Raw genomic sequence first — 12,152 nt, 5'->3', positions numbered from 1 at the left:
TCAGATCACCGCGCCGTCGTCGTCCTCGTCGCGCCGGTCCGGTGGGTCGGGCCACAGGCGCAGCACCAGCCAGCCCAGGCCGGCCGCGAGCCCGACCAGGCCCAGCGGGAGGCCGTACGGGTCGGAGACACCCAACCACCCGGGGGAGACGACCAGCACGAGCCCGAGCGCGATCAGGGCCAGCCCGACCAGGGCGGGAGGGCCGAGGCGTGGCAGCGGCGGCGGCTCCGGCGGGATGAAGTGCTCGTCCTCGGGCAGCGTCGGGGGCGAGTAGGACCGCGGCGGTAGCGGGGCGGGCGCGGGTCGCGGAGCGGGATCCTCCAGGTCGGTGGGCGTGGCGACGGGGTCAGGGGTCTCGTCGTCGGGCCACTCGGGCACGTCGCCCTCGTTGCGCCAGAGGGCCACGATCGACTCGAACTCGTCGGGCGCCGCGCCGTCGGGTTGCGGGCGCTCGTCGGGATCGCGGTTCACGCGGCCTCCTCCCTCGGCGCGGGCCGGCGCGGCGGGGACCCCATCCTGACACGACGGCACCGGGGTAGGGGAAGAGTTCGGCCCCTCTTCCGGAGCCGATACCCCTGTGCCCGTTGTCGGCGCGTCGCGGCGATCCGTAGGCTGGCGCAGTCGAGCTGGAGGGGGCACGCCCAGGTGCTGTACTGGTGGTCCAAGTTCGTGCTCCTCGGCCCGCTGCTGCGACTGTTCTTCCGGCCATCGATCGAGGGCCTCGAGCACGTCCCCGCGCGGGGCGGGGCGATCCTGGCGAGCAATCACCTCGCCGTCGCCGACTCCTTCTTCCTGCCGTTGCTCGTGCCCAGGCGCATCACGTTCCTCGCCAAGCGCGAGTACTTCATCCAGCCGGGCCTCGTCGGGTGGCTCAAGAAGATCTTCTTCACCGGGGTGGGCCAGGTGCCGATCGACCGGTCGGGGGGATCGGCGGCGCAGGCGGCGATGGACACCGCCGTCCGCCTGCTGCGCGAGGGCAACCTGCTCGGCATCTACCCCGAGGGCACCCGATCGCCCGACGGGCGGCTCTACAAGGGCAAGACGGGTGTTGCGCGGATGGCGCTCGAGGCGGACGTCACGGTGGTCCCGGTGGCGATGATCGGCACCGACAAGGTCAACCCGATCGGGTCGCGGATCTGGCGGCCGCGCAAGGTGCGCATCAAGATCGGCCCGCCGCTGGACTTCTCCCGGTACGCCGGGATGGCGGGCGACCGGTTCATCGAGCGTTCGATGACCGACGAGATCATGTACGCGCTCATGGAGCTGTCCGGTCAGACCTACGTCGACCTGTACGCGGCGTCGGTCAAGGAGAAGGCGGCAGCGGCGTCGGAGGCAACGGACACCGCCACGACCACCACCACGCCGCCGATCACCACCGACGGCGAGGGCGGCGACGGCCGCGCCGCGAGCCGCGTGCCGGGCACGCGAGCCAGCTAGCTACCCGACCCAGGGGCGACCCCGGTATCGCGCAGGTAATACCGTGCTGGCGTGGCGCGATGGTCGGGTGTGGCAGAGCCGGACGACCCCTTGCGCGCCGACGACCCACTCGTCGGTGCCGAGCACGAGGACGTCCTGCTCGGTTCCGGCACGGCGGAGGAACGCGAGCCGGCCGCCGAGCACGTCGACTCCGTGCAGGACGACCTCGACGAGAACCCGACGTTCGTCGCAACCTCGGACGACCGGCCCACCACCGAACTCCCGCGCGTGGTGGCGCCCACGCCCGCGCCCGAGCCGACGACCTGGTCGGGCGGGGTCGCCCCGTGGGCGGTGTTCGCGGCCGTCGCCGTGGTCGTGATCGCGGCGACGACGACCCTGGCGTCCTGGTTGCAGGGCCCCACGTCCGAGCGTCAGGGCTTCACCGGGCTGACCCAGCCCTTCCCGACCGCCACCTCCGCCCCGCCTGCGCCAGTGGAGGCGCCCGCGGCACCTCCCTCGGCCGAGCCGGAACCCGAGCCGGAACCGGAACCGGCGGCGCGGCCCACACAGCGGCCGCGGGCGACCAAGGCGCCTGCCGCCCCGCGCCCGCCGGCCGCGGCCGTGAACGGGCGGGCCACCCCCAACGGGGAGGAGAAGGAGGAACCCGCGTCGACGACCTCCGCCCCGAGCCTCCCGGCCGCCGCCGACGCAGGCGCGGCCGGCACGGGTGCGGCCGACACGGGCGCAGCCGACACGGACATCGAGAAGGAGTCCTCCGAGGCGGACAACGCGAAGCCCGAGACGGACGAGGACTCCGACGAGTCAGAAGACGGCTAGCGGCGCGCGCTCGGGGAGCATCGTCAACTAACCTCTCGACGTGCGGTTCTTCTACGACTGCGAGTTCATCGAGGACGGGACGACGATCGACCTGGTGTCGATCGGCGTGGTCGGGGAGGACGGGCGCGAGTTCTACGCGGTGTCCACCGAGTTCGACCCCACCCGCGCTGGGCCGTGGGTCCGCGCGAACGTACTGCCGAAGCTGCCGTCACCCGCGGACCCGGCCTGGCGGTCCCGCGCCCGGTTGCGCACCGACCTGCTGCAGTTCCTCACCGCGGCACCGGGTGATGTGGAGCTGTGGGCGTGGATCGCCGCGTACGACCACGTGGCGCTGTGCCAGCTGTGGGGCGCCATGCCGGCGCTGCCCCGCGCCCTGCCGCGGTTCACCCGCGAGCTGAGGCAGCGCTGGGAGGATGCCGGGCGGCCACCGCTCCCACCGCCCACGGCCGACGCGCACGACGCGCTCGCCGACGCGCGGCTGAACCGGAGGCGGTGGGAGGCGATAGAGGCGGCGGTGGCCGCTCGCTGAGCTCTGGGGCGTCAAACGTTGAAGATGCTCACACCGCCCGGCCCCACGAGCAGGCCGACGATGATGAGCACGATTCCCCAGATCAACTGGCGCCGGAGGATCGCGAAGATGCCGGCGACGACGAGGACCACTGCCAGGATCCACAACAGAGTAGCCATGACGCCTCTGTGCCCGGAACCGTCCACTCCGGAATCGGGCCGAACGGGTGATCACGGCCACTGGTGGATCCGGCGCGTGCCGCCGCCGCACGACGGCCTACTCTTGGACATCGTGAACTGGACGGTCGACGCACCGGTCGAGGTGCTGCCCGAGTTGCCTCCGCTGCCATCTGAGCTGCGGGCTCGCCTCGACGACGCGCTGGCCCGCCCGGCGGCGCAGCAGCCGGAGTGGCCCGACGGGGAGCAGGTCGCCCATGTCCGCACCGTGCTCGAGAGTGTGCCGCCCGTCACACTCCCGCCGGAGGTCGACCGGTTGCGGGAGCGCCTCGCCGCCGTGGCCAGGGGTGAGGCGTTCCTGCTACAGGGTGGCGACTGCGCCGAGACGTTCGTCGACAACACCGAGCCGCACATCCGCGCCACCATCCGCACGCTGCTGCAGATGGCCATCGTGCTGACCTACGGCGCGTCGATGCCGGTCGTGAAGGTCGGGCGGATCGCCGGTCAGTACGCCAAGCCGCGCAGCGCTCCCATCGACGCGCTCGGCCTGCCGTCCTACCGCGGCGACATCGTCAACTCGCTGCACCCGACGCTCGAGGCCCGGGTGCCCGACCCCTCGCGCATGGTGCGCGCCTACGCCAACGCGGGCGCGGCGATGAACCTGGTGCGGGCGCTCACCGCCACCGGCATGGCCGACCTGACGATGGTGCACGACTGGAACAAGGACTTCGTGCGCACCTCACCGGCGGGGGAGCGGTTCGAGGACATCGCCACCGAGATCGAGCGCGCGCTGAACTTCATGCAGGCCTGCGGGGTGGACGACCACAACCTGCACAGCGTCGAGTTCTACGCGAGCCACGAGGCGCTGCTCATCGACTACGAGCGCTCGATGCTGCGCCTGGACACCCGCGCACCCGAGCCGCGGCTCTACGACCTGTCGGCGCACTTCCTGTGGATCGGGGAGCGCACCCGCCAGCTCGACGGCGCGCACATCGCGTTCGCGGAGCTGCTGTCCAACCCGATCGGTCTCAAGATCGGCCCCACCACCACCCCGGAGCTGGCCGTCGAGTACGTCGAACGGCTCGACCCGCACGCCACCCCCGGTCGTCTCACGCTGGTGAGCCGGATGGGCAACGGGCGGGTCCGCGACGTGCTGCCCGCGATCGTGGAGAAGGTCGAGGCGTCCGGGCACAAGGTCATCTGGCAGTGCGACCCGATGCACGGCAACACCCACGAGTCCACCACCGGCTACAAGACCCGGCACTTCGACCGGATCGTCGACGAGGTGCAGGGCTTCTTCGAGGTGCACAGGGCGTTGGGCACCCACCCGGGCGGCATCCACGTCGAGGTCACGGGTGAGGACGTCACCGAGTGCCTCGGCGGCGCACAGGAGATCTCCGACGCCGACCTCGCCGGCCGCTACGAGACGGCCTGCGACCCGCGCCTGAACACCCAGCAGTCGCTGGAGCTCGCGTTCCTCGTGGCGGAGATGCTCCGGGGCTGAGCCCGCCGGGGCGGTCAGACCGTGATCAGGGTGACCGTCGAGCCGCGCTCCACCGTCGTGCCCGCACGCGGGCTCTGCTCGACCACCTGGCCGTCGCTACGGCCGAGGAACGGGATCGCGCTGCGCCCCTCGGCGTCGAGGTCGAGCTCGTCGAGGACGTCCTCGGCGTCGTCGAAGTCCTTGCCGACCACGTCGGGCACCTGCACGGTGTCGGACTCGCCGCTGCTCACCACGATCGTCACCGGGGCGCCGAGCCGCAGCTCGGTGCCGGCCTCCGGGGCGGTCCGCAGCACGGAGCCCGCCGGGACGGAGTCGCTGTCGTCGGTGTCGTCCGAGCCGTGCACGGGCGTGAGACCCGCGTCGCGCAGCGCCTGCTCGGCGGCCGCCACCGAGGTGCCCGGCGCGATCTCGGGCACCGTCGGGCGTCCGGTCGAGACCGTGATCTGCACGGTGCTGCCGCGCAGCAACGCCGCCTGCGCCGCCGGGTCCGTGGCGCTGACGAGGCCGTCGGCGACCTCGTCGTCGTAGGCCTCGATCACCCGTACGACGAGATCGGAGTCGGCGAGCAGCTGCTGCGCCGCCGCCGCGTCCAACCCCACCAGGCTCGGCATCTCGGTCCAGCGCCCGCTACCCAGCCACCACGCCGTGACCCCGACGAGCAGCGCCAGCACGAGGACGACCGCCGTCCAGAAGGTGAAGGCCCGGCGGCTGCGCCTGCGGGCCCGCACGTGCGGCGGTGGGGTGCCGTCGTCCGGACGGGGGAGGGCGCGGGTGCCGCGCGGTCCCGGGGCGGGGAGGGCCGCGCTCACCGCCGTGCCGCCTGGTGTGCTCGCCGTGCCCCCTGCGAGGCGCTGCGGTGCCGCGGGCACGGTGTCCTGCTCCTCGAGCGGGCGCGGGGGCGGAACCGGCGGTGGCACGCGCGGGACCTCCAGCCGCACGGCCACCCGGTGCATTTCCGCGAGCATCGCCGCGGCGTCGTCCGGCCGGACGGCCGGGTCGCGACGGGTGGCGCGCAGCACGAGCTCGTCCAGCTCGGGGGGCACCTCGCCGGCGATCTGCGACGGCGGCGGTACGTCGGAGTTCACGTGGCGGTAGGCCACCGAGAGCGCGGTGTCGCCGCTGTAGGGCGGCGCGCCGGTGAGGAGCTCGTACAGCATGATGCCGGCCGCGTACACGTCGCTGCGGGCGTCGGCGTTGCCGGTGGCGACCTGCTCGGGGGAGAGGTACGCGACCGTCCCCATGATCATGCCGGCCGTGCTGGGGCCCGCCTGGGCGCTCGCGGTGACCAGGCCGAAGTCGGCGACCTTGACCTCGCCCGTCCGGCTGATCAGCACGTTCTCCGGCTTCACGTCGCGGTGCACGAGACCGATCCGGTGAGCCGCCGCCAGGCCGGAGAGCACCTGCTCCATCACGGCGAACGCGGCAGGCACCCCGAGCGCGCCCCGCGCGCGCAGGACGTCGCGCAGCGTGCCGCCCTCCACCAGCTCCATGACGAGGAACAGGAGCGGCCCGTCGCCGCCCAGGCCGGTGCCGGCGCCGGTGGCGGCCTGGCCCTGGTCGTACACGTCGACGACGGCCGGGTGATCGATGCGTGCCGCCGAACGGGCCTCGCGCTCGAGCCGGCCGCGGAACGCGGGATCGGCGGCCAACCGGGGATCCATCACCTTGATCGCGACCGGCCGGTCGAGCCGCGTGTCGGTGCCCCGGTAGACCGTGGACATCCCGCCGCGGGCGAGCAACGAGCCCACCCGGTAGCGCGCGTCCAGCAGCGCGGCAGGCGGGGCGTTCACGCGATGACGGTACCGTCCGCGCATTCGGCTTCTCCCGCGCGGCGCGCCTGTGGCATCGTATCGCCCCGTGAACGAGGTTCTCGGGCTGTCGGCGGACATCGCGACCCTGCCGGTCGTGGAGGTCGCACAGCGGCTTGGCCAACCGGTCTCCCGGGTGCACCAGCTCGTCCGTGACGGCCATCTGCTGTCGTTCCGGCGCGAAGGAGAGGTCGTCGTCCCGACCGACTTCCTCGGCGACGACGGCGAGGTGATCAAGGGGCTGTCCGGCACCATCACGGTCCTGCGCGACGGTGGCTACGCAGACCCGGACATCCTGCGCTGGCTCTTCGCCGAGGACGACTCGCTACCGGGCACCCCGGTCGCATCCCTGCGCGCGGGCCGGCACCGCGAGGTGAAGCGCAGAGCGCAGGCCATGGCGTTCTGACGCACGACTCACCGCGCGCAGACGCCCGACTCGCCGCGCCCGAACGCAAGACTCGCCGCGCCTGAACGCAAGACTCGCCTGCCAGGGCTCGCATCCCGGGCGCGAGTCCGACGTTCTACCACGGCGAGTCGAGCGTTCCAGCACGGCGAGTCCGACGTCTCGACGCGGCGAGTCGGGCGTTCCAGCACGGCGAGTCGGGCGTTCCGGCGCGGCGAGTCCGACGTCTCGACGCGGCGAGTCGGGCCCCGGGCGTCAGGAGCGGGCGCGGGCGGCGAGGGCGCGGACGAGGCCGGGGACGGCCACCGCGAGCCGGGTGTGCCGGGGGACCGAGACGCGGCGGTTGAGGATGTCGTAGTCGGCGGCCTCGATCTGGTCGAGGATGCCGCGGTAGAGGGTGAACGCGCAGGCCACGCAGGCGCGGGAGACCGGTTCGAGCATCCCGATCCCCGGCGCGGCGCGGCGGTAGACCGCGCGGGTGTGCGCGACGAGGTGGGCCAGCGCGCGGCGCACGCGCGGGTCGGGCCTGCGGGTGCGGCGGCACCACGCCAGTAGCTCCCGGTCGACGCCGAACGCCGCCAGCTCGTCGGTGGGCAGGTAGACCCGGCCCCGGTCGAGGTCCTCGCCGACGTCGCGCAGGAAGTTGGTGAGCTGGAACGCCACGCCGAGCGCCGCCGCCGGTCCCTCGGCCTCCTCGCGGGGCACCGTGGTGCCGAGGACGGGCAGCATCAGGAGACCGATCACCGCGGCCGAACCGTGCATGTAGCGGCCGAGCTCGTCGAACGTGGCGTACGCGGTGACCTCGGTGTCCATCCGCATCGACGCGAGGAAGTCGGCGAAGAGGGTGGGAGCGAGCGCGTACCGCCGGGCCGTGTCGGCGACGGCGGCGAGAACCGGCTGCTCCGCACGCTCCCCGGCCAGCGCCTGTCGCAACCGCAACCCCAGCAGGTCGATCTCGGCCGCCTTCTCGGCGGCGGGGCGGGCGTCGCCGAGGTCGTCGACGATCTCGTCCGCGTACCGCGCGAACCCGTACAGCGCGTGGACCGCGGGCCGCCTGGCGGCGGGGAGCAGGCGGGTGGCGAGGAAGTACGTGCGCCCGTGGTGCGCGTTCAGCGCCCGGCAGACGACGTAGCCGGCCCGCAGCGCCGGATCCGTGATCCCGGCGGCGTCGAGCTCAGCTCGTGCCGCGTTCGGCACCGTCGACGCCCGCCGCGGCGGGCGACGACGTCGCGGGCACGGTTGTCGGTTCGGGGAACGGCTGCCGTCCGCGCTGCCAGGCACCCGCGGACAGCCGCAGCGGGTCGGGGCGCACCAGCGACACGGCGGCGAGCAGCGCCACCAGCGCCCACGCGATGAGGTAGGGCGGGTTGTAGAGGGCGTCCTCGCCGTTGGAGTAGTAGCAGATGGTGAGCATCACCGACACGAACACGGCGAACTGCAGCGCGCGCACCGACCACGCGGCGGCCGCGAGCAGCGTCATTCCCCAGCTGACGTACCACGGCAGCATGGCGGGGGAGAGCACGGCGGTGGCCAGGAGCACCACGCCTGCCCGGCGCACGGCGTCCGGCCCGCCGTCGCGTGCCGCCCACCACTGCCGCACCGCGACGTAGACCAGCAGGATCCCGCCGAGCACGCGCGAGACGTTGATGAACGGCTGCTTCGGGACGTTGACGAGCACGCTGACCAGCGAGTGGGTGAACTCGCCGACCGCGGTGGGGAGCGACATCCAGTTGACGATCATCGACGGTGCGCTCAGCGCGGGCAGCCAGCCGAGCGAGACACCGGCGGCGAGCGTGCACGCGGCGAACACCGCGACGAAGACCCCGCCGCCCGCCGCGATCGCCTTGGCGATCCGGACCCGCTGCGAACCGGACATGTGTGCCGCCCACACGAGCACGAGGAACGGCAGCGCGATGGCGGCACTGGCCTTGACGGCCATCGCGCCCGTGACGAGCGCGATCCCGGCGACGTGGCCGCCGCGCAGCGCGACAAGCGCTCCTGCGGCGAGCAGGCCGACCACGAGCAGGTCGTTGTGGCCGCCGCCGACCATGTGGATCACCATCACCGGGTTGGCCACGGCCACCCACAGCGCCACCGACACCCGGCCGCCGAGACGGCGGGTGAGCTCGGGCAGCGCCCACACGAACAGCAGCAGGCCGGGCAGCAGCGCGAGCCGCATGAGCACGACGCCGAGGATGATCGTGTCGCCGGTGACCCACGCGACGGCCTTCGCGATCAGGATGAAGAGCGGCCCGTAGGGCGCGGGGGTGTCCTGCCAGAAGTAGTGGACGTTGTCGGCGAAGATCCCCGGCATCGCCTCCGGGCCCACCGCGTACGGGTCGAAACCGGCCAGCGGCAGGCCGCCCTGGGCGAGGTAGCTGAAGATGTCGCGGGTGAACAGCGGCGGGGCGAACAGCATCGGCGCCATCCAGACGGCGGCCGTGATGAGCACCGCGCGGCCGCGCGCCCGGTGGGCGAGCACCTCGCGGCCCAGCTGGATCCAGGCCCACACCATCAGGCCGACGCCGCCGTACATGAGGATGCTCGCCAGGTCGCGGCCGTGCCCGTAACGCCAGAAGCCGAGCGGCGAGTTCGTCAGCAGCGGGTCGTGGATGAGCACGCCGCCTGCGCCGAAACCGCCGATGAGCAGCATCAGCGAGGCGGTGAGGCCCAGGAGCAGCGGCCGGCGGGCCGGGCGGCCGAACCGGTCACGCCACGATCGCCGTACGGCAGGACGGGCTTCGACGGGGGGCGGCACGTCGAGGATGTCGGGCGCGCCGTCGGGCGCGGCTGCGCGTTCCGCTGCCGTGTCGGGGAGCGTCGACCCGTCGACCGGTGATGGTGGCTTCATGACGCGATCCATGCTCGCACGACCCCTGTCAGCCCCCTGTGGGTACCCTGCGCGCCCGCGAGGAGCGCCGGTGGACGGCGCCCGTGATGCGCTGTGCGGCGAGCCGACCGGAGATCAGGACGGGCGGGATGCCGACGCCCGGGGTGGTGCCGCAGCCCGCGAGGACGGCGTTCTCCAGCCCGCGGACGAGGTTGCGCGGCCGGAACGGTCCGGTCTGCGCGAGCGTGTGGGCGGCCGAGAAGGGGGTGCCCGCGCCGTACCCGACCGCGGCCCATTCAGCAGGAGTCACCATGTGGGTGACGTCGAGATCTTCTCGGAGCTCGATCCCGCGGTCCGCGAGGACGGCGAGCAGCTCGTCCCGGTAGGCCGGGCCGACGCGGGCCCAGTCGATGCGGCCGCGCTCGAGGTTCGGGCACGGTGCCAGCACGTAGACCAGCTCCGATCCGGTGGGCGCGAGTTCGGGGTCGGTGGCGGTCGGCCGCGTGACCAGGAGTGACGGGTCGCTCATCAGCCGGCCATCGTCGATGATCTCCCGGAACGTCCTGCGCCACGCCGCGCCGAACGAGATCGTGTGGTGCGCGAGGTCCGGGCGGGGGGTGCGCAGCCCGGCGTGCAGCACGACCGCGCTGGGCGACCAGTGCAGCGGCACCGGCCTGCGCGGCGCTCGCCCGATCAGGTCGTGCACGACCGGCAGGTCGGGGGTGAGCACCACCGCGTCGCACGGCAGGCGCTCGCCGCCCCCGTCGCGGCCGCCCCCGGTGACGCTGTGCCGGACCGCGGCGACCCGCCCGCCGCGCCGTTCCAGCCCGGTGGCCGTGCGGCCGTAGTGGATCATTGCGCCCGCGGCGACGGCGGCGTCGGCCAGGACCTGCGCGACCTGCCGCATCCCGCCGCGCGGGAAGAACACGCCTGCGATCGTGTCCATGTAGGCGATCACGCCGTACGCGCCGAGCGCCCGATTCGGTGGCACTCCTGCGTACAGCGACTGGAAGGTGAAGATCCGCGCCAGCCGCTCGTCGGGCAGCATCCGGGCCACGCGCGGGCCGAGCCGGCCGAAGCCGCCGAGCGCGGCGAGCCGGGCGAGGTCGGGGCCGACCAGGCCCAGCGGCGAGTCGTGGTTGGCGCAGATGAACCGGTCGATCTCCACCTCGTAGAGCCGGGTGAGCCACGAGCGCAGGCGCTCGTACCCGGCGGCGGCCGCAGGGCCGCAGGTCGCGCGCACCTCCTCGGTCATCGCCTCGGCGTCGGCGTGCACGTCGATCGTGGAACCGTCGGCGAAGCGGGCGCGGTAGGCGGGGTCGAGCGGCACGAGGTCGAGCCGCTCGTCGAGCTTCTCCCCGACCGCGGAGAGGGCCTCGTCGAGCAGCTCGGGCATGGTGAGCACGGTGGGGCCCGGGTCGACGCGGTAGGTGCCGTGCGGTGAGCGCAGGTCGAGCTGCCCGGCCCGGCCGCCGGGGTGCTCGGAACGTTCCAGCACGGTGACGCGCCGGCCCGCACCGAGCAGGTGCAGCGCGGCCGAGAGCCCCGCGAGCCCGGCGCCGACGACCACGACGTGGTCGGTGCGTCCGGGGACGCGGTGGCTCAACTCGGAGTCCGGGTCAACTGCGTCTCCGCGTGGCGGTGACCGCCAGCTCGGCCAGCTGTGACGCGGCGGGCTCGGCGACGTCCGCCGCCGACAGCGCGTCGAGCGCCGAGCCGGTGAGCGCGGCGATGCGCTGCTCGACGGCCTGCACGGCGCCGAGCTCGGTGAGCAGCCCGCGCACCCGCTCGACGCCGGCGTCGTCCAGCCCGGGGTCGCCGACGGCGTCCAGGACGGCCTGACGCGCGTCGGGCAGCCCCCGCTGCTCCGCCCGCTCGACCGCGAGGGCCACCAGCAGCGTGCGCTTGCCCTCGCGCAGGTCGTCGCCGGCAGGCTTGCCCGTGACCTCCGGATCGCCGAACACCCCGAGCAGGTCGTCGCGCAGCTGGAACGCGACGCCGATGTCGGCGCCGAACCGGCGGTAGGCGTTCACCAGCTCGGGCGGGGCGTCGGCGATCGCCGCCCCGAGGTGCAGCGGCCGCTCGACGGTGTAGGCGGCGGTCTTGTAGCGGTCGATCTGCAGGGCGGCCCGCACGGACGTGTCGCCGGTGGACTGGTGCAGCACGTCGAGGTACTGCCCGCCGAGCACCTCGGTGCGCATCGCCCGCCACGCAGGCGCCGCGCGGCGCAGGGCGGCCGGCGAGAGGCCGGCGGCGTGCAGCATGTCGTCGGCCCACGCGAGGGCCAGATCGCCCAGGAGGATCGCGGCGGCCGCGCCGAACCGGGCCGGCTGACCGCGCCAGCGCGCCGCGGCGTGCTTGCGGGCGAACTCGACGTGCACCGTGGGCCGGCCGCGCCGGGTGGCCGAGGCGTCCATCAGATCGTCGTGGATGAGCGCGCTGGCCTGGATGAGCTCCAGCGCGCTGATGGCGCGCAGCACGGCCAGCGCCTCGGGCGCCTCGACCGGCCCTCCCGCTCCGCGCCAACCCCACCACGCGAACGTGGGGCGGATCCGCTTGCCACCGCGCAGGACGAAGTCGGCGAGCGCCTCGGTGGCTTCCCCGAACACCGGGTCGATCGTGCCGGCATCGGCCGTGCGGCTGCGCAGATAGGTGGTCAGCGCCGCCTCG

At 73.8% G+C, this 12,152-nt stretch carries 12 protein-coding genes; 5 read left to right on the top strand and 7 right to left on the bottom strand.

Annotated features, from left to right (window positions below):
• Window positions 1-471 carry a hypothetical protein gene (locus FHX44_RS00055; RefSeq protein WP_147253550.1) on the bottom strand — a complete coding sequence of 157 codons (471 nt, stop codon included), beginning with the start codon at window positions 469-471 and terminating at the stop codon, window positions 1-3.
• 174 nt (window positions 472-645) lie between these two features.
• Between FHX44_RS00055 and FHX44_RS00050 the strand changes: the two genes are divergently transcribed.
• From FHX44_RS00050 to FHX44_RS00040, 3 genes are read left to right on the top strand one after another with little or no spacing between them, the layout of a single operon-like run.
• Window positions 646-1,437, top strand: coding sequence for a lysophospholipid acyltransferase family protein (locus tag FHX44_RS00050; protein WP_147253549.1), 792 nt, complete (start codon window positions 646-648; stop codon window positions 1,435-1,437).
• Between the two features lie 51 nt (window positions 1,438-1,488).
• The gene (locus FHX44_RS00045) at window positions 1,489-2,253 is read left to right on the top strand and encodes a hypothetical protein (RefSeq protein WP_147253548.1); all 765 of its coding nucleotides are present in this window, start codon (window positions 1,489-1,491) and stop codon (window positions 2,251-2,253) included.
• A 40-nt stretch (window positions 2,254-2,293) separates the two neighbouring features.
• Window positions 2,294-2,782: a polyadenylate-specific 3'-exoribonuclease AS gene (locus FHX44_RS00040; RefSeq protein ID WP_147253547.1), complete on the top strand. Its 489-nt coding sequence runs from the start codon at window positions 2,294-2,296 to the stop codon at window positions 2,780-2,782.
• An 11-nt stretch (window positions 2,783-2,793) separates the two neighbouring features.
• Here the strand turns inward: FHX44_RS00040 and FHX44_RS41875 are convergent, their stop codons facing one another.
• Window positions 2,794-2,940, bottom strand: coding sequence for a GPGG-motif small membrane protein (locus FHX44_RS41875; protein ID WP_170308697.1), 147 nt, complete (start codon window positions 2,938-2,940; stop codon window positions 2,794-2,796).
• Window positions 2,941-3,052: 112 nt separating this feature from the next.
• Here FHX44_RS41875 and FHX44_RS00035 point away from each other — a divergent pair, with 112 nt between their 5' ends.
• Entirely contained in the window at window positions 3,053-4,441 is a 1,389-nt protein-coding gene (locus FHX44_RS00035) for a class II 3-deoxy-7-phosphoheptulonate synthase (RefSeq protein WP_147253546.1), read from the top strand.
• Between the two features lie 14 nt (window positions 4,442-4,455).
• Here FHX44_RS00035 and pknB read toward each other — a convergent pair whose 3' ends face one another.
• On the bottom strand, window positions 4,456-6,231 hold the full coding sequence (gene pknB / locus FHX44_RS00030; protein ID WP_170308696.1) for a Stk1 family PASTA domain-containing Ser/Thr kinase: 1,776 nt from the start codon (window positions 6,229-6,231) through the stop codon (window positions 4,456-4,458).
• 67 nt (window positions 6,232-6,298) lie between these two features.
• Between pknB and FHX44_RS00025 the strand changes: the two genes are divergently transcribed.
• Complete coding sequence (locus tag FHX44_RS00025) at window positions 6,299-6,655, top strand: Rv2175c family DNA-binding protein (RefSeq protein WP_246170129.1); 357 nt, start codon at window positions 6,299-6,301, stop codon at window positions 6,653-6,655.
• 252 nt (window positions 6,656-6,907) lie between these two features.
• On the opposite strand, the gene FHX44_RS00020 is transcribed toward FHX44_RS00025, so the two are convergent.
• From FHX44_RS00020 to FHX44_RS00005, 4 genes are all read right to left on the bottom strand, one after another.
• A complete protein-coding gene (locus tag FHX44_RS00020) occupies window positions 6,908-7,849 on the bottom strand; it encodes a phytoene/squalene synthase family protein (protein ID WP_147253544.1) in 942 nt (313 codons plus the stop codon).
• Window positions 7,827-9,503: a polyprenol phosphomannose-dependent alpha 1,6 mannosyltransferase MptB gene (gene mptB / locus FHX44_RS00015; protein WP_170308695.1), complete on the bottom strand. Its 1,677-nt coding sequence runs from the start codon at window positions 9,501-9,503 to the stop codon at window positions 7,827-7,829. Before mptB ends, FHX44_RS00020 begins: the two co-directional genes overlap by 23 nt.
• Before the next feature lie 28 nt (window positions 9,504-9,531).
• Window positions 9,532-11,088 (bottom strand): phytoene desaturase family protein, encoded by a 1,557-nt coding sequence (gene crtI, locus FHX44_RS00010; protein ID WP_147253543.1) that lies wholly within the window; start codon window positions 11,086-11,088, stop codon window positions 9,532-9,534.
• Window positions 11,089-11,101: 13 nt separating this feature from the next.
• Window positions 11,102-12,152, bottom strand: a 1,051-nt coding sequence (locus FHX44_RS00005) for a polyprenyl synthetase family protein (RefSeq protein ID WP_147253542.1), incomplete at its 5' end; no start/stop codon positions are given.

This window comes from Pseudonocardia hierapolitana, assembly GCF_007994075.1.
Classification (GTDB): Bacteria; Actinomycetota; Actinomycetes; order Mycobacteriales; family Pseudonocardiaceae; genus Pseudonocardia; species Pseudonocardia hierapolitana.
This window is presented reverse-complemented; position numbering and strand designations above follow the sequence as displayed.

What these genes read in the sequence shown, in the direction of transcription:
- FHX44_RS41875 (WP_170308697.1), bottom strand. Translation starts at nt 2,940, where the DNA reads ATGGCTACTCTGTTGTGGATCCTGGCAGTGGTCCTCGTCGTCGCCGGC.
- mptB (WP_170308695.1), bottom strand. Translation starts at nt 9,503, where the DNA reads ATGAAGCCACCATCACCGGTCGACGGGTCGACGCTCCCCGACACGGCA.